The following is a 20,100-nucleotide window of genomic DNA, read 5'->3' on the forward strand; positions in this document are numbered from 1 at the left end:
ACAGCGTCTACTGCACGGTAATGGTCTCCTTCATATTCGGATGGATGCCGCAAAACACCTTGTAGACGCCCGGCCTGTCGAACTTGAACTGATACGTATCGTTCTGATCGAGCGCGGCGGAGCGAAACATCCCCGCGTCGTTGACGACGGTATGAGGTTCGCCGTCGAGATTTTTCCAGGTCACGGTCGAGCCGGCTTTGACCGTGAGTTCCATTGGCGAAAACATGAAGTTCTTGATCACGACCGCGTTCGGTGCTTCAGCCCGCGCCACGGAAATCCCGGACATTGCCGCAATCAACGCCGAACCTGCGGCCGTCACGAGAAAGACGCGACGAATCTTTTTAGTTTGCATAACTGATCTCCTGCGTTAAAAAAACTGTCAAACCAGTGTCGTGTCGTCCAGCGTCGCCTTGAGCGGATGCCGCGCGATCCTGACGCTGGTGACACCGAGCATTTTCGGCAGTTGATCGCCGGCCACCGTCAACGGTCCGGGGCCGGTGCCGTTGCCGGCGGTCGGTTGCGGATAAGCCGTCGAGCGCGCCGTGTGGAAGGTAATGTTGCCCTCCACTTTCGACACGATCTGATGAATGTGGCCGTTCAGCACGGTCACCGAGCCGAAGCGTTTCAGATAACTCATGGCCTGGCCGGCATCGCCGGTGCCCCAGCCCCAAGGCTCGTAGATCGTCCACATCGGCATATGCGCGAACACCACGATCGGCGTGCTGGACGAGCGCCCTTTCAGATCGTTTTCGAGCCATTCGAGCTGTTCATCGCCGAGACCGCCCAGACCGTTCGGCTTGAAGTGCATCACGTTGACAAGGCCGACGAAATGCACGCCCTGATGATCGAAGCTGTAATAGCCCTTGTTGTCCGAAGCCTTGCCGAAGCGGCTGAAGTATTCCGTTCCGGGGCCGTCCGTCACGTCGTGCTCGCCGGGCACAGTGTGCAGCTCGGTTATCTTCAGGCCGGACATCAACTGCGCCGCGAGATCGAACTCCGCGGGTTTGGAAAGGTGCGTGATGTCGCCGGTGTGGATGGTCAGCGCGGGCTTGACCGGCATCGCATTGACGTACTCGATGGTCTGCTTCAGCGTGCCGGCCACGTCCGGGTTCGCTTCCTTGTTAAAGCCGATGTGCGAGTCGCTGATCTGCAGGAAAAGCGGCACGCCCGCCGTTGCCGCGGACGATTTCTGGTCGGCGGCGAGCGCCAGTTCCACCGGCGTGAGAATGCCGCCCGACAGAACGAACACGGTGCCCAAACCACCGAATGCAAGACACTTCAGTGCGCCGCGACGCGACGCGTCGAACGGATGATGTGACGACATGTTGACCTCACGATAAAGAGTCGCAGGCGGACCGTGGATCATCCGGCGGCCCTCGCGAATCGGTTCGTCAGGCATGACCGGTGAGTGACCGGTTTTATTCCAGAGTCGCTCGATCGGCCTTGCGAATTCTTCCACTCCCACCCGTCACCCATGCCTGATAAGCATGCGGTCCAGCTTATAAAGTCTTTTAAATCTGCCCGGTAAGCCACTAAATTGCACTCAAGGCAATGAACTGAAGCGGAACACAACGAACTCCTCCGCACCCGATCCGCTTCGTCCCATACCGCAAATACATACCTTCCAGGAGTTGAAAATGAGCCATCCCGTCATTCTGATCACCGGCGCACTCACCGGCATCGGTCGCGCCACCGCCGTCGCTTTTGCTGAAACCGGCGCTCGCCTCGTGGTCTCGGGCCGTCGTGAAGCCGAAGGCAAGGCGCTCGAAACAGAACTGCGCGAACTCGGCGCGGACGCCCACTTCATCCAGGCCGACGTGCGCCGCGATGAAGAAGTCGCGAGCCTCGTCGATCAGACGGTTGCCCGCTTCGGCCGCATCGACGCCGCCGTGAACAACGCCGGCACCGAAGGCCAACCCGGCGCGATCACCAGCCAGACCGTCGAGAGCTACAGCGCGACGTTCGACACCAACGTGCTCGGCACGCTGCTCAGCATGAAGCACGAACTGCGCGTGATGTCGGCACAAAAGAGCGGCAGCGTCGTCAACGTTTCGTCCACTTACGGTCATGAAGGCGCGGCCTTCGCTTCCGTGTACGCAGGCAGCAAGCATGCAGTGGAAGGCATGACCAGGTCGGCCGCGCTCGAAGTGGCGTCCACCGGCGTGCGGGTCAACGCCGTTGCGCCGGGGCCGACCGACACCGGCATGCTCGACCGCTTCACCGGCACGCCGGAGAACAAGGCCGCGCTCGCCGCGAAGGTGCCGCTCGGCCGTATCGGCAAACCGGACGACGTGGCGCGCGCCATCGTGTTCCTGGCGTCGGATGCCGCGTCGTTCGTCACGGGGCAGATCGTGACTGTCGACGGCGGCAAGACTGCAGGCTGAGTGCGTATCGCTTTGCAGTGCCCGGCGCCGCCGCATAGCGCGCGTTCTTCAGCATCATTCAAAGGAACATGGACATGACTACCGAAACATTGAAGCTGTACCACTCCGCTTCGTCGCCGAACTCACGGCGCGTGCGCATCTTTCTCGCCGAAAAGGGAGTTCAGGTAACGATCGTCGCGGTCGATCTCGGCAAAGGCGAGCAACACGGCGACGCCTATCGCGCGATCAATCCACGGCGCGTCGTGCCGACGCTGGTGCTCGAAGACGGCACGTCGATCAGTGAAGTGCCGGCAATCCAGCGCTACGTGGAAGAGATTCATCCCGACGCACCGCTATTCGGCACCACACCGAGAGACAAGGCGCTGATCACGATGTGGGAACGGCGCGCGGAACAGGAAGGCTTTGCCTCGGTGATGGAAGCGATCCGCAACATCGCGCCGGGTTTGAAGGGCCGCGCGATTGCCGGGCCGCACGACTACGAACAGATTCCCGCACTTGCCGAACGCAGCCGGCAACGCGCCGCCAATTTTCTGGCCGATCTCGACGATCGGCTGAAAGAGTCCGCGTTTGTGGCGGGTGAACGCTTTTCGGTCGCGGACATTACCGCGCTGGTCACGATCGATTTCGCCGCGAAAGCAATCGACCTGCAGGTGCCGGCCGGGTTGGAGTCGCTCAAGCGCTGGTACGACACGGTATCGTCGCGGCCGAGTGCGGCGGCTTGATTCGCAGTGACATGCGAAGTCGCATTGCGACAGCGGCCCGCACCGCTGCATCACATTGCGGGCCGCTGCGCTCCTCGATAACACCGCCTGTTGAGCCTGTTGCAGACCCTACTGCGGAGCCTGCTGTTTGAGCCGGAACTTGCCTTGATAGCGGATGGTCGGACGCAGCGATTGCGTCGCCGGCGCCGTCATCAGCAACTGACGCGCGAGCGGTACGGCCGCCGGACTCAGCGAACCGATACTGGTAGCACGCGACGGGTCCGCCAGACCATTGTTCACCAGCAGCTTCGCCTCGAGTTGCAGACCGGTCAGCAACACCGGATCTTTCAGCGCATTGCCCTGCGCGAGCAACTGGCTCCACGCGGTGTTGCTGTAGTTGGTCACGTAGTAGTCGAGACCGCTCGGGTCGGCGAGCACCGCGGAACAACCGTTCAGACGCACCTGGGTTTGCGTGTCCTTCAGCGCGACTGTTTTGCGCGAAGTCAGTCCGTCACCGTACGCGAGTGTCAGCGGAATGGTCCACTGCGTGCCCGGGTACTGATTCTGGTTCGGAAACGGCGACTGTTTCAGCGAGACCACGGTCTGATTGGTGGTCAGATCGCATTGCGTATCGAGCGAAATCAGCGGTACGCCCGTTTGCCGCACGAAGCTGTCGCCTATCGCTACCATCGGCTGGCCGCTCGCCTTGGCCAGTTCGTCCCACAGGCGTTTCGGCGTACCGTTGCCGAGCGCATAGTCGGCGAGATACGACTGCAGGCCCTTGCGCATGACTTCTTCGCCGAGATAGTTCTCCAGCATCTTCAGCACGTGACCGCCCTTGTCGTATGTGAAGGCGCTCGCACTCAACACGAAGTCGTTCGACGCCCAGCCGTTGAAGTTCGGCTGCACCGGAAACGCAGTGGACTTCAGATCCGCATTGATCACGGCGTATTTGTTCTTCACGTCGTCGACCCAGCTGAAACGGTCCGGGAAGAAACGCACCTTGGTCTTGTTCTCGAAGAACGTCGCGAACGATTCGTTCAGCCAAACGTCGTCCCACCAGTCGAGCGTGACGAGGTCGCCGAACCATTGGTGCGCGGCTTCGTGCGTGAGCACCGTCACGCCGTAGTCCGACATGGTCGTGCCGGGCGGCGGCAAAATGTCGTCGGCGAATTCGAGAATCGCGCCCCAGTTCTCCATGCCGCCGAAGTTCAGGTCTTTCTGTTCCTTGAACGCGTCGTTCGCCGCAATCGTGTCGAACTTGGTGAGCGGCAACGGAATGCCGGTATAGCGATAGTAGTAATCGAGCGCCTGCTTGGTCTGCTGCATGGCCGGTTTGGCCCAGTCACGCATGCCGGGCGGCGTGAAGATGCGCAGATGCAAACCCTTGCCGTCGGGCAGCGGGCTCGAGAAGTCGTCTTCGAGAATGTCGAACTGGCCGCCGCCGAAGAACAGCAGATACGAAGGCATGGGCGGCGTCTTTTCGAACGACACCAGCTTGTAGCCCGCATCCACGTTCACCGCGGGTTTCTCCGCCGCGTTCGAGACGACGTTCCAGTTCTGCGGCACCTCCGCGCTCACCTCGTAGGTGGGCCGGAAAGCCGGCTCGTCCCAACCGGGGAACCATTGGCGCGCGAGGTTCGATTCGCCTTGCGTGAGAATCGCGCCGCTCGTCGTGCCGTCGGTCGATTTCAGATCGACGCGGAACACGCCTTCCGCCGCCGAGCAACCCGGATAGGGATCGTCGCCGCAACTGCCGCCGGTCTTCGCGACCGGATCGTCATAGGTCTTGAAGTTGATGATGCCGCTCCACTCCATGTGCAGCGAGTAGTTGCCTGCGGCGATCTGCCCGCTCACCGGGCGCAGTTGATAGAAATCGCCGTCGTCCTGAGGCGTCGCGATCAACGCAATGTTGCCCGGCTGAAGCGTGATCGTGCCGTTGGTGAACTTGATGCGGTGTCCGGCGATCGTGATCGCGTTGACCGCCTTCTGCACCTTGATCTGCACGTCGGCGCGGCCGTCGAACGAGGACAGCGCGGGGTTTGGCCGGAACCACAGCTTGTAGTTGATCGGGGTGACCGTGTCGGGCAATTCGACCGGCGGCACTGTCTTGTTGATCGACGTATCCGCAACCACTGGCGCAGAGGGCGGGGCCAACGCCACCTCGGAAGCAGCCGGCGCGGCTGCGGGCGCCTGCCCGGATTTGCTCGTGAGGGAAGACGAGCCGTTGCTGCCGCCGCATCCCGCCAGAACCGCGATTCCGGCTAGCGCGAGGCACTGCATCTGCAATCGGAAATTTATACGCATAATTAATCCTCGACTGACAATATCGGCATTAAAGAAAGTGCGATGAGTGCTTCAGCTGGTTTTCTCTGTTTTTTAGAGAAAAAGGTCTCCCGCACTAGCACCGAATTGCTAGCGAGAATATATGGACGTGTTGGCGCCTCAGCACTTGGGGCTGATTTTAGAAATGCGATACACTTTTATTACAATGCTTTCATCAAACGGCCTTGGCCGTTGGCCTTGGCCGTTTTTTCCCGGCTTTGATGCGATCGCCTGACTGACCGGCAAAGCGGCGGCTTACTTGCGTCTCCGGGCAGGTGAAGAAAACCGCGATCAGTTTTTGACGACAGTGCGTAGCCTAGTTTGGCAAACGTTCCCGTGTCAACTTCCTTTCACAAACTTTCTTTTATTGGGCCATATGTATGCGATTCGAATGGCGCCGGTAATCGGATCGAGTCAATCCTCAATATCTCTCACCACTACGGGAAAGCTTATTTTTCTTTGCATTGGATTATGTTATGGCGCGTCACGCAAGCGAATAACCTCGAACGAGGTTTTAATTTTAACTATCTGGAGAGTTCAAAGGATTTGGTGCGAGTAAATACGCAAGCGATCAGCTAGCCGTTCACCGCCGCGACGATTCGTGCGCACATCGCCTTGTCGGGTAATGGGCCGGAGCCGGCCCGGACATTGTCCGCCATGTACTGCGGACGCCCCGTGCCGGGAATCACCACCGTCACCGCCGGTTGCGCGAGCACGAACTTCAGAAGAATCTGCGCCCAACTCGCGCAGCCGATTTCCGCAGCCCACGCAGGCAGCGGCGTTTTACCGACGCGCGCAAGCAGCCCGCCGCCGCCGAAGGGCTGATTGATCACGACGCCAATACCCAATTCCGCCGCGAGCGGCAAGATGCGCGCCTCGGCCGCGCGGTCGTCGGCTGCGTAATTGATCTGCACGAAGTCGGGCTTTGCGCTGCGCATGACAGCCGCGACGTCGTCGAATGCACTCGACGTGTAGTGCGTAATGCCGATATAGCGAATCCGGCCGCGTGCTTTCCAGTCGCGCAGTGTGGTGAGTTGCGTGCGCCAGTCGAGCAGATTATGCACCTGCATCAGGTCGATGCGCGGTTGCTGAAAGCGGCGCAGCGATTCTTCCATCTGCGCGATGCCCGCCTCGCGTCCTTCGGTCCAGACTTTGGTGGCGACGAAGGCTTTCCTGTGCGCGTCGAGTTGCGTGAGCAACGCACCGGCGACCGCTTCCGACGACCCGTACATCGGCGACGAATCGATAACCGAACCGCCAGCTTCGAACAGGATGCGCAGAACTTCGGCGAGTTGCGCGCGCGCGGCGGGATCGTCGCCGACGTCGAAGGTGCGCCACGTACCGCAGCCGACCACAGGCAGCCGCTCGCCGGTAGCGGGAATCACGCGTTGCGCCATGCGCGGCAGCGGCGTGGCGGATTCGGTTTGTGATAGACCCGGCGTTTGAGACGGTGCCAGCCGCGGAAAGGCGAGCGAGGCCGACAGGCCGATGGCGGTGCCGCCTGTTGTGCGAAGAAAGCGGCGTCGGCCGGAAAGCTTTACAGCGTTTTTCGACGAAAATGCCATGACGTACCCCCATTTCGCGCGCACTGGATCGCACTAGATCAATCCGCGAGATTGCAATTCGCGCGACAAAGCGTCGACACTGACAAACCTGTGCGCTTGCAGCCCTGCATCGATTGCACCACTCACATTGGCGGCCGTGTCGTCGACGAAAAGCGTTTCGGCCGCAGGCACGCCGAGTTGTTCCAGGCAGCGCAGATAAGTCTGCGCAGCGGGCTTCGCGGCACCGTATGACGCCGATGAGTAAACATGCGAGCCGAACAGCCGCGCGACAGGCGGATTCAGATAACCGATGTGATCGGTGAACAACCGGCAATTGTTCGTCAGCACCGCAATACGGTGGCGCCCGGCGACCCTGGCGGCAAGCGCGAGCGCTTCCCCGTTCGGCGTAATCGAAGCGTGACGGGCAGCCAGCCAGTCGTCGCGGCTGATCGGCGCGTTCAACAGAATGCCTAGCTCGTGCAGATATTCGTCGTCGCTGATCTGGCCGGCATCCGCGCGCGCTTCGAGACCCGATCCCCAGATTGCATGACGCACGGTTTCCGGCGCGCAACCCGTGAGCGCGGCCAAACGCCCGGTCCGCACGGCGCGGTCGTAGTGGGACAGAACACCTTCCATGTCGAACAGAACCAGCGTGATGGATGCAGTCATGCTGTCGACCTCGCATCAGGAGCTTTCAGGAATGGGGAAAACCACATCGCACGATGGCGTCGCACGGTCGCCTGTTTCTATTGTGCCTCGACAAAACCGCGCTTGCGTGCAATGAGCGGCGGCGGCTACATGCCGATCAAAAAACTTTCCCGCCAAAGGAATAAAACCACGACGCCACGCGTTCAATAGGCGCATTGACCATCGTGCATGACAGAGAGGTGCGGCCATGAAATCTGTGCTTAAGGCATTGGGCGCCGTCGCGGGCGGCGCGGCGTTGGTGAGTTTCGTCGCGGCGTGTGGCGGTTCCAATTCGGTGAGTCTGCAATCGTACACGTCGACGGCGCTCGTATCGGACGGCGCCGTCGCCGCGGCGCACACTGACCCTAACCTGAAAAACGCGTGGGGCGTTGCGTTCAATCCGAAAGGCTTCGTCTGGGTGGCGGACAACGCCACTTCGCTCGCGACGCTCTACGACGGCAACGGCACACCACAGTCTTTGGTGGTCAGTATTCCGAATGGAACCAATGGCCCCGCGAATCCGACCGGCATTGTGTTCAACGGCACGACGGACTTTGTCGTGACGCAAGGCGGAAAGTCCGGCGTGGGCGCATTCATCTTTGCCGGCGAAGGCGGCACGATCACCGCGTGGGCGCCGGCGGTCGGCCCCACTAACGCATTCGTCGTATTCGACAGCGGCAGCAGCGGCGCGGTCTACAAAGGACTCGCGCTGGCCAGCAACGGCGGCGCCAACTTCCTCTACGCCACGGACTTTCACAACAACAGAGTCGACGTATTCGACACGAGCTTCGCGAAGGTCGCGACGCCGGGCAAGTTTCAGGATGCGTCGATGCCGGCAGGCTTCGCGCCGTTCGGCATTCAGGCGATCGGCGCGAAGCTTTTCGTGACCTACGCGAAGCAGGACGCGGCGGCGCACGACAACGTCGACGGCGCCGGCCTCGGCTTCGTCGATATCTTCGATACGGCGGGCAACCTGTTGCAGCGTTTTGCTTCGGCGGGTGCGCTGAATGCGCCTTGGGGTGTCACGCAGGCGCCGGCCAATTTTGGCCGGTTCAGCGGCGACGTGCTAGTGGGCAACTTCGGTGACGGCACGATCAACGCTTTCAATCCGGCAAGCGGCCAGTTTCTCGGCGCGATCAATCTGCCTGACGGCTCGGCGTTCGTCCAGCACGGTTTGTGGGGCATCGCGTTCGGTAACGGGCTCAGCAATCAGCCGGTCAATACGCTGTTTTTCGCCGCCGGGCCGAATGACGAAGCGAACGGAGCCTATGGACGCATCGACGTGAAAATGTGACGAGCGGCGCAAGCGTTCGCCGCGACGCATACGTGACGCGCGCGGTCAGCTCTTCACGCCGCGCAGCGCATACGCGGACAGCGTGGCGAGCCGCTCCACGCTCAGCATCCTCGCGACTCGCTTCACCGCGTGACGCACGCGGCCACGCAGATGCGCCGTGCGCATGTGGCGCCAGAAACGGTCCGGCGCGAAATCGTCGAAACGCGCTTCTTTTTCGAGCAGTGCCTTGCCGCCCGGCAAATGGACGAACGAACAGCAGCGAAACCACCGCAGGTCGCGATAGTTGTTGCCGGGCCAATGACGGCCTATGGCCTGGTACGCGCCGACTTCGATCAGCACCTGCCCTTCGTCGCTGAGTGCATTGAGCGCGGCCGAAATGAACGCTTCGTCGCCGTGATGCCGCAGGCGCGCGCTTTCGCTGAGATAGCGCGCATAACTGGCCCGAGCACGCGGCACGAGCCGTCGCAGCGAGGCGGGCGTCGCGAGCAGAAACTCGCCGCCATACCAGCGAGGATTCCTGAGTCGCCGGTCCGCGACGATTTCCAGATCCGCGACCACGCGTTCGCTGCCATATGCCGGAAAGACCTGATCCGAAATATCGAATACGCCGAGACCCGCTTGCGCGCATCGCTCGATCAGGTCGTGGTCGAGCGGAAGCAGCGCCACCACGTCGGCATCGAGCAACAGCATCATCGTGTCGGCCGGCAGGGTCTCCGCCACCTGGTCCATCAGGTCGAGCTTGAAATGCGCGGCGTAAAACGGCGTGTTCTTCGGCAGTTCGATCGTCGCGGCGAGTGTCGCCACTGCCGGCCGGTTTGCTGTCGGCATGCTTTCAAGCCGACGCGCGACGAGGGCCGGCGCGTTCGTCATGATGGTCAATGTCGGCATGCCCACGCGCCGCAAGCTGTTATTCAGGCAGATAGCCTGACTCACGTACGAGAGAGGATCGCGATTCGTCGAGTTGGGCCCCGGCTTCGCATCGACATCCACATAAACAAGAGTGCAAGGAAAAAGATTCACATCGCTCCTCACCACGCGTGAGCGACAGATCGCCTTTCAGCATGCTGTCGTTACTGTCGGAGGTTGGTTCACGTGTTCTAACTGGGGGCAAAGAAGCCCCCGCAAGGTGCGCAGTATTGGGAACCGCAGTTCGTGCCATCACGGTGTCACAGTCGAACTGCGGTACGCTGATCTGCGGCGATGGAGTCGGATGAACCGGGGCGCAGATATCACGTTCGGTCTATCGTTTCACGTCCTTGCATTGCCTTTCCGCCAAAACGCAGAGAGACATGACGCGGATCGCGTCGAACTTCAGGTGGGACTCCGGCTTCGCGCAATAATTGCGGGTGCTTATGAGCGCTCGTGAATAACTTACTCGTCAGCGAATTCGTGACGCCTTTCCGATTCGGTCGCGGTCGAACTAACGTTACTGCTGCCGCATCGGCCGGAAGAACCGGCGAATGTCGGCGGCGAGCAAATCGGGCTTTTCCATCGCCGCGAAATGTCCGCCGCGCGGCATGTCGGTCCATTGCACGACATTGAAAGTTCTTTCGAGCCAACTGCGCGGCGGATGATTGATCTCCCTCGGAAAGTGCGCAAAGCCAACGGGCGGCACGACGCGTTGTCCTTCGGCGAAGCGCATGGGCTGCAAGCGGTTTTCCCAATACATCTGGATTGCCGGGCCGATACACTGGGTGTGCCAGTAGAGCGAAATGTTGGTGAGCAGGTCGTCTTTCGAAAACACGCGCTCGACCTCGCCCTCGCAATCGCTCCATGCGCGAAACTTCTCGCCGATCCATGCCGCCAGTCCCACCGGCGAATCGTTGAGCGAGGCCGCCAGCGTTAGCGGTTTGGTGGCGTGCATGTGCGCATAGCCGCCTTCGAGCACGGCCCATTCGTTTTTTTCGCGCAGGAATTTTTCCTCGGCGGGCGTGAGCGGTTTCTGCGCCGCGCCGATGGCCGGCTCATACGAACTCGGCAGGAAGTTGAGATGAATGCCGTCCACCGCTTGCGGATGCCGTGTCGCGAGCGCGATCGACACCCCCGCGCCGAGATCGCCGCCTTGAGCGCCGAAGCGCTCGTAGCCGAGGCCGCGCATCAGCGGCGCCCACCGGTCCGCCACCTGAAATGCGGACATGCCGGCTTGCGCGGGCGCCTGCGAAAACGCGAAGCCGGGTAGCGAAGGCACGACGACATGGAAGGCGTCAACGGAATCGCCACCGAAGGCGGCCGGGTCGCACAATCGGTCGAGCAACGCGTGGAACTCGAAAAACGATCCGGGCCAGCCGTGCGTGATCACCAGCGGATAGGGCGCCGGACCCACGCCGCGCCGATGGACGAAATGCACGCGCTGCCCGTCTACGTCGGCGAGAAATTGCGGCTGCCGGTTCAGGCCGCGCTCGGCCGCGCGCCAGTCGAAACGCTCTGCCCAATACGCGGCCAGTTCGCGCAGCCACGCGGCATCGACGCCCTGCTGCCAGGCTGGCGACGGCGTCGCCGGTGCCCAGCGGGTCGCGCGAATACGCCGGCGAAGATCGTCGATGTCATGATCGGCAATTGCGATCTGAAACGGTTCTATGTGCATGGCGGCTCGTCCGGCATAACGGGATGGCTAACGGGTGTGCCTCGCTCGACAGCGGCTTGCGCACGCCGCTCGGTCAGGTCACTGAGTCAGGCTGCTGGGGGAAGCCGCTGATTCTGCCCACTGATTCTGCCCACTGAGTCAGGTCGCTGAGTCAGGTCGCTGAGTCAGCCCACTTGATTCAGCCCGCTGAATCCGGCTCCAGATCAGGCCACTGGGCCAGCGAGCAGGCGCAGGCCAATCTGCATGGTACACAACGGGGCAATTTCTGTTTTGCCTCCAGGAGACTGCCATGCCTGGAGCGCTTGCCGGCATGGCAGCCGAAACAACCAGCCTCGCCTACACAAGCGGCCCCTCTTCCTGCTTCCCGCGCATCGCAACGGCGATCGAACTGCCGACAATCAACGCAATGCCGAGCAGCGACATGCCGCCGATCGTCTCGCCCCACGCCACATAGCCGAACAGTGCCGCCCACACGATGCTCGTGTAGTTGTATGGCGCGAGCGCGCCGGCGTCGGCCTGACGGAACGCCATAGTCATCAGCAATTGCCCGGCCGTGCCGAAACCGCCCAGCAGGGCCATCACCGCCAGCGCCTGCAGCGAAGGCGTGCGCCACGCGAAGAACAGCGAAGCGCTGGTGACGATCGTGCCGATCGCCGTGAAATACAGCACAGTGGTGCGCGAATCGTCGGTCGCACGAATGCGCTTGATCTGAATGATCGATAGCGCGCCGAAAAAGGCGCTCGCGATCAGCAGCACCGGACCGAGCCAGCTCGAATGCGAGCCGTCCGGGCGCACCACGAACAGTACGCCGACAAAACCGGCCGCCGCGGCGAGAGCATCGCGCGGCTTGAGGGACTCCTTCAGCAACAGCGGCGCGAGAACGATCACCAGCAAGGTCTCCGAGTACACGATCGCCACCGCCTCGCCGAGCGGCATATAGGGCAGCCCGGCGAAGAACAGCCCCGAGGCGCCGAGCAGCGTCAGCGCGCGAAGGGTCTGCCCACGCACGTCCAGGTGTCTGATCCGCTCGACGATCGGCTTGCCGTGCAGGCACATCGCCGCCGCCGGCACGAGGCCGAACAGCATGCGAAAGAACGTCACTTCGTTGGCCGGATAAGCGAGCGCCACGGATTTGGCGAGCGCATCGACCAGCGCGAAACAGAACATCGACACAAGGATCAGCACAATGCTGCGCATTGGCACGGCGGTTGTGCGGACAGCGGTGATGGGCGGCATGAAGTTTCCTGGAAGCGCGCAACGACGCATCGCTGGTTTGGCGTGCCGGCTGCGCGGCCCGCTTCGATGGAAAACGAATTATGCCTGCTGGAGCGTGAAGGATAGACAGCTGACGACTTCCCGTGCGCCAACGCTATCGAGAATCAAAGCTGATTACGACCGTCAACTGAAGCTGACTCGTCGAGCCGAAACACTGTACAAAAACACAGTATAATGACCTGTCCGAGCCGCCCTTTTCGCCAACCGGACGGCTGCCAGCCAATGTCGGAAACATGGTGTCCCAGCAAGCCCTATTCGCGCCCGAGCCCGTATCCCTTCTCCATGACGGAGAAGGAGGAATCCGCTATTTGCCCGAGTCGATTCCGGCTGCCACGGCCCGGCAGTGGTTCGAGGTGTCGCTGAAGAATATCGGCTGGCTCAGCCGGCAGCGCATGATGTACGACCGCGAGGTTGCCGTACCACGGCTTATCGCCACGTTCGCGCGCGAAGCCGGCGACCTGCCCGCGCCATTGGGCGAAGCGTTCGAGGCCGTTCGCGCGCTGGTGGGCGCGCCGTTCAATCGCGTCGGCCTCAATCTCTATCGCAACGGCAGTGACAGCGTTGCGCTTCACAGCGACAAGACGGACAAGCTCGTGCCCGCTCAACCGATTGCGATCGTCTCACTCGGCGCGAGCCGCCGCATGTCGATCCGCCCGAAAGCCGGCTCCGGGCGGATCGTGCATATCGAACTGGAACCGGGCAGTTGCCTTGTCATGAGCTACGCGTCGCAATTCACTCACGAGCACGGCATTCCCAAACTCGGGCACGTAAGCGGGCCGCGCATCAGCCTCGCGTTTCGCTGCTTCAGCGGCTGACGAACAGCACACCGGCGCTTAGCGTTGCGCCTCCTGCTCCATCGTCGGGTAATCGATATACCCTTCGGCGCCGCCGCCGTACATCGTGTCTTTATCCGGCTCGTTCAGCGGTGCGCCGCTCCTGAGCCGCGCCACCAGATCGGGATTGGAAATGAAGGGCCGGCCGAAGGCGATCAGATCAGCCCGCTTCGCCTTGAGCGTTCGTTGCGCGAGTTCCATGTCGTAGCCGTTGTTGGCCATGAACAGGCCGTCGAACGCCTCGCGCAAAACCTGCAGATCGAAGCCGCCCGGCACGTCGCGCGGGCCGCCCGTGTCGCCCTCGATCACATGCAGATACACCAGCTTGCGCGCGCTGAGCTGCTGCACGACATACGTGAAAAGCGGCTCGGGATTGCTATCGGCAATATCGCCGAAACTGCTGAGCGGCGAAATCCGCACGCCCACCCGGTCGCTGCCCCATACGCTGGTCACGGCATCGGCCACTTCGAGCAGGAGGCGCGCGCGATTCTCGATCGAGCCGCCATATTGATCGGTGCGCCGATTGGTCTTGTCGCGCAGGAACTGGTCGAGCAGGTAGCCATTGGCCGCGTGGATCTCCACGCCGTCGAAACCCGCTGCTTTCGCGTTTTGCGCAGCAACGCGGTATTGCTCGACAATACCCGCCATTTCCGAAGTTTCGAGCGCGCGAGGTGTGACGAGCGGCACAAAACCCTCGTCGGTGTAAGCCTGGCCTTCGGGCTTGATCGCCGAGGGCGCGACCGGCAACGCGTTACCCGGCTGCAGCGATGGGTGGGAAATGCGGCCCACATGCCACAGTTGCAAAAAGATACGTCCGCCCTTCTCGTGCACGGCGTCGGTAATGCGCTTCCACGCCTGCACCTGCGCGTCGTTGTAAATGCCGGGTGTGAACACGTAGCCTTTGCCTTGCGGCGAAATCTGCGTCGCCTCGGCAATGATGAGACCCGCCGACGCACGCTGCGCGTAATACTCGATGGCCAGTTCCCCCGGCACATCGCCCTCTTTCGCGCGGCTGCGCGTGAGCGGCGCCATCACGATGCGATTGGGCAATTGCAGCGGTCCCAGCTTGACGGGTTCGAACAGGTAACTATCGATACGCGCGGAATCAGTTGACATGGCATTCCCTTAAAGAAGAGAGAGACAAAGCATTACAAGGCGGCCCTTCACATATTGCCCGCCGAGCGGTTTTGACACCGGCAGCCGGTTGGTGTTCAACCCGATGCCCCCGCGCTGCCATGCGGAGCGGCCCAACCGGTGAGAGCGTGGCCGCGCACGAGCAGCGTCATTGCGCGCCTCGCATGTTCAAACTTCAAGCTAGACGGCGTAGATGTCGGGGTTGTCCACCAGCGGCAAAAACTTGCCCGTGCGCCCGTCGAGCGCGAGCATCACGCCGCTCTCAATGTCGAAGATCCAGCCGTGCAGTTGCAGCGTCTTGTTCGCGAGCCCGACTGCCACCGAAGGGTGCGTGCGAATGTTCGCGAGTTGCGCGATCACGTTGTCCTTGACCAGCGCCTCGAGACACTCCGCGTCCGAATGATAGGTGCGCGATGCGTTGATGGCCTTGGCCGCGTCCGCGTGACGCAGCCAACCCGCCACCGCCGGCAGATGGTCCAGGTTCATGCAGGTGGAGATCGCCGTCATCGCGCCGCAATTCGAATGGCCGCAAATCACGATATCGCGCACGTGCAACACGGCCACCGCATATTCGACGGTTGCCGATACGCCGCCCGGCTCCGGGCCATAAGACGGCACGATGTTGCCGGCATTGCGGATCACGAACAGCGAACCGGGTTCGGTCTGCGTCAGCAACTCCGGCACGACGCGGCTGTCCGAACACGTCACGAAAAGCGTGCTGGGACTTTGCGCCGTTGACAGGCGCTTGAACAAGCCGCTCTGCTGCGGAAAAACTTCACGTTGAAAGCGGATAAAACCTTCGATGATTTCCTGCACGGTGTTCTCCAGATTCGAAGAATGAGCCTGCAGTGCCCACGCACGATAGTCCGGGGCATGCATGCGGTCTATTCGCGCGACTATACCGCAGCCGCGGACCCGGCGACCATGCATGCGTGAATGGCAGTGCGGCGCCGTCATCATCACGCCTTCGTCATCCGCCACCCCAAATAAAAAAGCCCCAGCTGTCTCCAGCCGGGGCAAACTCTCTCGCTCGCACACCGGGAACCGTGCGTGCATGATTACTTTACCGGTGCCGACGAAGCGGATATATACGCCACACTGGAAGAGTCCTTTCCAACCGCGCGCGACGCGCGCTGCGTTGCGCTGATGCACGGACTCACAGGCTGACTCGCGCGCATCCCACCACTCGACAATGCATCAGCGCAACACAGCCAGTCGCATTGCGCCTCGTTGCACCTTACTGCATTGAACCCACCGGATTAACGGCTGTACATCGCGTTCCAGTCGCTCGGGGACACAGCCGGACGGCCGTTTTCCGACGAACCCGCCACGCTGCCGCCGTAACCGCTGGTGCCGCCGTTGCGTGCGGCGACGCGGGCTTCCGCGGCCTGAATCGCATCAGGGTAATGGGCTTGGTCGCCGTCGCCGACGTGATAGCCGACCTGTTCGAGTTGAACCAGTTCGGCGCGCACCTGTGCGCGTGTGATGCCGGAATTCGATTGGGCAAAAACCGTGGCCGAAGCAGCCAGCGAAGCAACGACAACAACGGTCTTGATCAGGGACTTCATGATAAAACTACCTCCGATAATTGATGATAAGCGGCGCTTCGAATCACTTTCCGCGCAACCGCTGAACTCAATATAGGAGCCGAATCCTCATAGAATAACGGCTGCCCATCGAAGGGATTGTTGTTGAATCTGGAGAAGTCGCCGGCCGCGCCCGGCGCGATATCACCCGATATCACGCAGTGCGCAGCCGGATTATCGTCACGCTCAGAAGCGCGTGCGGATGCCCACGGTGCCCACCACCTGATTGCCCGTCGAAGACGCGCCGCCAGCCGTGTTGATGAACGCGGTATAGCCCTTGCCGGTCACGTGCTGGTACATCGCTTCGGCATAAACGTCGGTGCGCAGCGACAGCGCATAGACGGCCTGCAGGTTCACCTGATTCCATTTCGGATCGGAACCGTAGGTCGACGTGCCGCCCACATGCGCGTCCGTGTACGTGTAAGCCGCACCGAGCGTCACCGCCGGCGTGAGGGCGTACTTGCCGTTCAGTTCGTAGTTATCGAAGCGCATCGAGCCGTGCGTGGCACCGAACGAAGTGGTGTTCTGGAACTGGCTGTGCGTGTAGACGAAGCCGGCCGTCACCGGGCCGAAGGCGTAGCTCAAGCCGGCGCCGGCCGTACGCTGCACATCGGCGCCAAGCTGGAAGCCGCCCGTGCCGTTCGCCGTGGATTCGCCGAGATCGACCGCGCCGCCCGTGTTGGTGGTCGAATTCGAACCGTTGATCTGCAGGTAGCCCGCGGCCGCCTTGAACGGACCGTTCGCATAGCTCACGCCCGCGCTATACGCACGATTGATCGAGAAATCCGTGTTGTTCGAGAACGCGTACAAGCCGCCGAACTTCAGGCCGGCATAGTTGGAGCTCATGAACTTAACCGAATTGCTCATCCGCACCGAGTGGTTCAGATTGTCGTTATCGAACGGGTGCGCGAAACCGGTATCGCCGAACGTGCCCGCCGTGCCCGACAGCGGCGCGACGAAGTCGACCAGCGAGTCGTATTGCCGGCCGAGCGTGACTGCGCCGTATTCCTTGTTGCTCAAGCCGACAAACGCCTGACGGCCGAACAGACGGCCGTTCTGGCCGAGCTTGCCGTTCTGCACGTTGTAGCCGTTCTCGAGCACGAAGATCGCCTGCAGGCCGCCGCCGAGATCTTCGGCGCCGCGCAAGCCGAAGCGGCTGCCGTTGATATTGCCGCTCGTGGCCTGAACCAGCGCGCCTTCCGAGCCGCCCTTCTTCACGTTGTTGGTGTACATCAGGCCGGCGTCGATGAGGCCATACAGCGTGACCGAACTTTGCGCATGCGCCGAGGTGGCAGCGAGGGCTACGAATGCCGCGACTGCGGCGGAAATCTTTTTCACGTCAATGCTCCTGCGTAGCTGGAATGTCATGTTGAACAGCGACGCGAGTATAGAAACGCCAGCAGCAAAACCTGACGTTCCGACTTTGGAGCAGTCCTTTGCGAAATCCGGAAGAATCCGTCATCTAAACGCAGCAATCGCGATGCGGTGCGCCTGGACGAGGTGTTGGAAAGGTAAAAACGCGCGCAAGGCGGGAGTGCGCCGGATAAAAGGGTTGCATGTGAACAACAGGCATCTGAAGCTCGCCGGGCCATCGTGTGAATGGCGGGCGAGCGATTTTGCCGCCCGTGTATCCGGCTTGCGAGTCCGGCGGTGGCGCCGGACTCGCCGTCATCAGATCAGGAACCCGACCTGCAAGACTCAGTTGAAATCGCCGGTCTCGAGTTCCACGGACTGCCCGCCATTCTTTTCGAGAACTCGCCGCGTAGCGTTTTCAATCCGCGTGCGATTCGCCTCGAAGGTATTGACGAGGTTGTGGGCCGACGGACCGTCGTTGCCGAAATGGTCGTTCAGCGCGTCCAGCGACACGCTGCACCAGACGTCTGCCCCGTCGACACTGGCTTCGAAGGCGACGCGTGCCGCAGCGACCACTTCGCGGCGCCCGGTGAATTCGATCCTCATGATGACCCTCCATTTGTCGAAAGAAAGCTTCAAACGCGCAAGCGCTGTGCCAAGGCGGCGAGGCTTTCGCGGACCGCCGGGCTTCAGCGCGCATTCCCGGCAGGGTGCATACTCGACACCGGCCGCCCTCGTACGGCCGTGCTGATGCGTCGCGGCGTGCCCGCCCACGGCCGCGCTACCCGACGTGCCTTACATCCTATTACCAACTCCTCGCTCATGTCCCGCAACCCGCAATCGTCGCGTCCTCTAGTCATTGCCGCCGTCATGGCGTCCATGGCGATGGTCGCCATCGAAGCCACCATCGTTTCCACCGCCATGCCCCAGATCGTCGCGCAACTCGGCGACCTGCATCTGTATAGCTGGGTCTTTTCGTCGTTCCTGCTCACGCAGACCGCGATGACCGTGGTTTTTGGCAAACTCGCCGATCTGTATGGCCGCAAGCCGGTCATGCTGGCCGGCATTGCGATCTTTCTGATCGGCTCGGTGCTGGCGGGCTTCGCCTGGTCGATGCCGGCAATGATCGCCTTCCGGCTGATCCAGGGCGTCGGCGCGGGTGCGATCCAGCCGGTCACGCTGACCATCGTCGCCGATCTCTATCCGGCCCACGAACGCGGCAAGGTGCAAGGCTACCTCGCGAGCGTATGGGCCATTTCGGCGGTGGTAGGTCCGATGGTCGGCGGCTTCATCATTCACAACATGTCGTGGGCATGGATCTTCTGGATGAACGTGCCGATCGGGCTCGCCTCCGCGGCGGGCTTCATCGCGTTCCTGCGCGAATCGGAACGGCATGCGCGCCCGTCGATCGATTTCGGCGGCGCGACGCTCTTCATGGCCGCGATCGCCGCGCTCATGATGGCGCTGACCTATGCGGGCGACGACGAGGTCGCGCGAGCGTTGCTCGCGGGCGGCGCGTTCGTGTTGTGCATGGTGGCATTCGTCTGGCAGGAGCGCCGCGCGGCCGAGCCGATGATCTCCTTCGCGCTCTGGAGCCGCCGGCCGATTGCCGCCTGCAATGGCGCGACCTTGCTGGCCGGCATGATCCTGATGGGCGCCACCACGTTTCTGCCGATGTACGTGCAGGGCGTGCTGCATCGCTCGCCGGTGATCGCCGGCCTGGCGCTGACCATGATGATGGTGGGCTGGCCGGCCGGCGCCACGTTCGCGGCGAAGTCGTTCCACCGCTTCGGCTTGCGGCGCATTCTGATCGGCGGCAGCGCGTTCATTCCGGTCGGCGCGGTGCTGTTGCTGTTTCTGTCGCCCGGCGGCTCGCCGCTCGTCGCCGCGTTTGGTTCGCTCATCATGGGCTTCGGCATGGGCACTTCGAGCATCAGTTCGCTGGTGCTGATTCAGGAAATCGTCAGAATGGACGAACGCGGCAGCGCCACCGCGTCGAATCTTTTCTCGCGCAATCTCGGCAGCACCCTGGGCGCGACGCTGTTCGGCGCGGTGCTCAATTTCGGACTCAGCCACTCGAAGGGCGTCGCCGTGGTCACGTCGGATCAGTTGAGGGCGTTGCTGCAGAATCAGGCCGCCAGTCTCGGCGACAGCGAAGTGATCCGCATGGTGCTGCATCAGTCGCTGCATCTGACCTTTCTCTCGATCTTCGTCATCGGCATCTTCGCGGTCGTGCTGATGGCGCTCGTGCCCGCGATCAGCATCGGGACCGGGCAGAAAATGCCGCTCGAAACGTTGTCGCCGATCGAGGACTGACAGGGACGGCGGGCACGGCGGCTCACGGCTCCAGCGCATTCCCGTCCGGATCGGATGCGTGACCCGGCGCCGAAGCGGGCAGGC

At 62.0% G+C, this 20,100-nt stretch carries 18 protein-coding genes; 5 read left to right on the forward strand and 13 right to left on the reverse strand.

The window, feature by feature from the left end:
- Positions 1-7: 7 nt before the first annotated feature.
- Together NE850_RS34340 and NE850_RS34345 are read right to left on the reverse strand one after the other, a co-directional pair.
- Positions 8-352 (reverse strand): cupredoxin family copper-binding protein, encoded by a 345-nt coding sequence (locus NE850_RS34340; RefSeq protein ID WP_007177416.1) that lies wholly within the window; start codon positions 350-352, stop codon positions 8-10.
- A 27-nt stretch (positions 353-379) separates the two neighbouring features.
- Positions 380-1,324 carry a metallophosphoesterase gene (locus tag NE850_RS34345; protein ID WP_007177417.1) on the reverse strand — a complete coding sequence of 315 codons (945 nt, stop codon included), beginning with the start codon at positions 1,322-1,324 and terminating at the stop codon, positions 380-382.
- 313 nt (positions 1,325-1,637) lie between these two features.
- On the opposite strand from NE850_RS34345, the gene NE850_RS34350 reads away from it, so the two are divergent.
- Together NE850_RS34350 and NE850_RS34355 are read left to right on the forward strand one after the other, a co-directional pair.
- A complete protein-coding gene (locus NE850_RS34350; RefSeq protein WP_007177418.1) occupies positions 1,638-2,384 on the forward strand; it encodes an SDR family NAD(P)-dependent oxidoreductase in 747 nt (248 codons plus the stop codon).
- 74 nt (positions 2,385-2,458) lie between these two features.
- Positions 2,459-3,106 (forward strand): glutathione S-transferase family protein, encoded by a 648-nt coding sequence (locus NE850_RS34355; protein ID WP_007177419.1) that lies wholly within the window; start codon positions 2,459-2,461, stop codon positions 3,104-3,106.
- Between the two features lie 108 nt (positions 3,107-3,214).
- Here NE850_RS34355 and NE850_RS34360 read toward each other — a convergent pair whose 3' ends face one another.
- The 3 genes from NE850_RS34360 to NE850_RS34370 all read right to left on the reverse strand — a co-directional run bounded on the left by NE850_RS34360 (position 3,215) and on the right by NE850_RS34370 (position 7,623).
- Positions 3,215-5,392, reverse strand: coding sequence for a M1 family metallopeptidase (locus NE850_RS34360; protein WP_310699985.1), 2,178 nt, complete (start codon positions 5,390-5,392; stop codon positions 3,215-3,217).
- A 593-nt stretch (positions 5,393-5,985) separates the two neighbouring features.
- Positions 5,986-6,975: an aldo/keto reductase gene (locus tag NE850_RS34365; protein ID WP_165188471.1), complete on the reverse strand. Its 990-nt coding sequence runs from the start codon at positions 6,973-6,975 to the stop codon at positions 5,986-5,988.
- Positions 6,976-7,008: 33 nt separating this feature from the next.
- Positions 7,009-7,623 (reverse strand): HAD family phosphatase, encoded by a 615-nt coding sequence (locus NE850_RS34370; protein WP_310699986.1) that lies wholly within the window; start codon positions 7,621-7,623, stop codon positions 7,009-7,011.
- Between the two features lie 226 nt (positions 7,624-7,849).
- Here NE850_RS34370 and NE850_RS34375 point away from each other — a divergent pair, with 226 nt between their 5' ends.
- Entirely contained in the window at positions 7,850-8,935 is a 1,086-nt protein-coding gene (locus NE850_RS34375; protein ID WP_165188473.1) for a TIGR03118 family protein, read from the forward strand.
- 45 nt (positions 8,936-8,980) lie between these two features.
- Here NE850_RS34375 and NE850_RS34380 read toward each other — a convergent pair whose 3' ends face one another.
- From NE850_RS34380 to NE850_RS34390, 3 genes are all read right to left on the reverse strand, one after another.
- Positions 8,981-9,955 (reverse strand): hypothetical protein, encoded by a 975-nt coding sequence (locus tag NE850_RS34380; RefSeq protein ID WP_007177424.1) that lies wholly within the window; start codon positions 9,953-9,955, stop codon positions 8,981-8,983.
- A gap of 406 nt (positions 9,956-10,361) precedes the next feature.
- A complete protein-coding gene (locus tag NE850_RS34385) occupies positions 10,362-11,519 on the reverse strand; it encodes an epoxide hydrolase family protein (RefSeq protein WP_007177425.1) in 1,158 nt (385 codons plus the stop codon).
- Between the two features lie 336 nt (positions 11,520-11,855).
- Complete coding sequence (locus NE850_RS34390; protein WP_007177426.1) at positions 11,856-12,755, reverse strand: DMT family transporter; 900 nt, start codon at positions 12,753-12,755, stop codon at positions 11,856-11,858.
- Between the two features lie 272 nt (positions 12,756-13,027).
- Here NE850_RS34390 and NE850_RS34395 point away from each other — a divergent pair, with 272 nt between their 5' ends.
- Positions 13,028-13,609, forward strand: a complete 582-nt coding sequence (locus tag NE850_RS34395) for an alpha-ketoglutarate-dependent dioxygenase AlkB (RefSeq protein ID WP_007177427.1) — start codon at positions 13,028-13,030, stop codon at positions 13,607-13,609.
- An 18-nt stretch (positions 13,610-13,627) separates the two neighbouring features.
- Here the strand turns inward: NE850_RS34395 and NE850_RS34400 are convergent, their stop codons facing one another.
- The 5 genes from NE850_RS34400 to NE850_RS34420 all read right to left on the reverse strand — a co-directional run bounded on the left by NE850_RS34400 (position 13,628) and on the right by NE850_RS34420 (position 18,306).
- Positions 13,628-14,743, reverse strand: a complete 1,116-nt coding sequence (locus NE850_RS34400; protein WP_007177428.1) for an alkene reductase — start codon at positions 14,741-14,743, stop codon at positions 13,628-13,630.
- Positions 14,744-14,941: 198 nt separating this feature from the next.
- Positions 14,942-15,577 (reverse strand): carbonic anhydrase, encoded by a 636-nt coding sequence (locus tag NE850_RS34405; protein WP_035517221.1) that lies wholly within the window; start codon positions 15,575-15,577, stop codon positions 14,942-14,944.
- Positions 15,578-16,020: 443 nt separating this feature from the next.
- Positions 16,021-16,329, reverse strand: coding sequence for a DUF4148 domain-containing protein (locus NE850_RS34410; protein ID WP_007177430.1), 309 nt, complete (start codon positions 16,327-16,329; stop codon positions 16,021-16,023).
- Positions 16,330-16,533: 204 nt separating this feature from the next.
- Entirely contained in the window at positions 16,534-17,685 is a 1,152-nt protein-coding gene (locus tag NE850_RS34415; protein ID WP_007177431.1) for a porin, read from the reverse strand.
- A gap of 360 nt (positions 17,686-18,045) precedes the next feature.
- Positions 18,046-18,306, reverse strand: coding sequence for a DUF1488 domain-containing protein (locus NE850_RS34420; RefSeq protein ID WP_007177432.1), 261 nt, complete (start codon positions 18,304-18,306; stop codon positions 18,046-18,048).
- A 216-nt stretch (positions 18,307-18,522) separates the two neighbouring features.
- Between NE850_RS34420 and NE850_RS34425 the strand changes: the two genes are divergently transcribed.
- A complete protein-coding gene (locus NE850_RS34425) occupies positions 18,523-20,016 on the forward strand; it encodes an MDR family MFS transporter (protein WP_007177433.1) in 1,494 nt (497 codons plus the stop codon).
- Positions 20,017-20,100: the final 84 nt, after the last annotated feature.

The organism is Paraburkholderia sp. USG1 (assembly GCF_031570135.1).
In the GTDB taxonomy this organism is placed as follows: domain Bacteria; phylum Pseudomonadota; class Gammaproteobacteria; order Burkholderiales; family Burkholderiaceae; genus Paraburkholderia; species Paraburkholderia dioscoreae.

Bases quoted from the DNA above. Each gene is read 5' to 3' on its own strand.
- NE850_RS34345 (WP_007177417.1), bottom strand. From the start codon at position 1,324: ATGTCGTCACATCATCCGTTCGACGCGTCGCGTCGCGGCGCACTGAAG.
- NE850_RS34395 (WP_007177427.1), top strand. From the start codon at position 13,028: ATGGTGTCCCAGCAAGCCCTATTCGCGCCCGAGCCCGTATCCCTTCTC.
- NE850_RS34410 (WP_007177430.1), bottom strand. From the start codon at position 16,329: ATGAAGTCCCTGATCAAGACCGTTGTTGTCGTTGCTTCGCTGGCTGCT.
- NE850_RS34350 (WP_007177418.1), top strand. From the start codon at position 1,638: ATGAGCCATCCCGTCATTCTGATCACCGGCGCACTCACCGGCATCGGT.
- NE850_RS34400 (WP_007177428.1), bottom strand. From the start codon at position 14,743: ATGTCAACTGATTCCGCGCGTATCGATAGTTACCTGTTCGAACCCGTC.
- NE850_RS34360 (WP_310699985.1), bottom strand. From the start codon at position 5,392: ATGCGTATAAATTTCCGATTGCAGATGCAGTGCCTCGCGCTAGCCGGA.
- NE850_RS34420 (WP_007177432.1), bottom strand. From the start codon at position 18,306: ATGAGGATCGAATTCACCGGGCGCCGCGAAGTGGTCGCTGCGGCACGC.
- NE850_RS34385 (WP_007177425.1), bottom strand. From the start codon at position 11,519: ATGCACATAGAACCGTTTCAGATCGCAATTGCCGATCATGACATCGAC.
- NE850_RS34370 (WP_310699986.1), bottom strand. From the start codon at position 7,623: ATGACTGCATCCATCACGCTGGTTCTGTTCGACATGGAAGGTGTTCTG.
- NE850_RS34425 (WP_007177433.1), top strand. From the start codon at position 18,523: ATGTCCCGCAACCCGCAATCGTCGCGTCCTCTAGTCATTGCCGCCGTC.
- NE850_RS34340 (WP_007177416.1), bottom strand. From the start codon at position 352: ATGCAAACTAAAAAGATTCGTCGCGTCTTTCTCGTGACGGCCGCAGGT.
- NE850_RS34365 (WP_165188471.1), bottom strand. From the start codon at position 6,975: ATGGCATTTTCGTCGAAAAACGCTGTAAAGCTTTCCGGCCGACGCCGC.
- NE850_RS34375 (WP_165188473.1), top strand. From the start codon at position 7,850: ATGAAATCTGTGCTTAAGGCATTGGGCGCCGTCGCGGGCGGCGCGGCG.
- NE850_RS34390 (WP_007177426.1), bottom strand. From the start codon at position 12,755: ATGCCGCCCATCACCGCTGTCCGCACAACCGCCGTGCCAATGCGCAGC.
- NE850_RS34355 (WP_007177419.1), top strand. From the start codon at position 2,459: ATGACTACCGAAACATTGAAGCTGTACCACTCCGCTTCGTCGCCGAAC.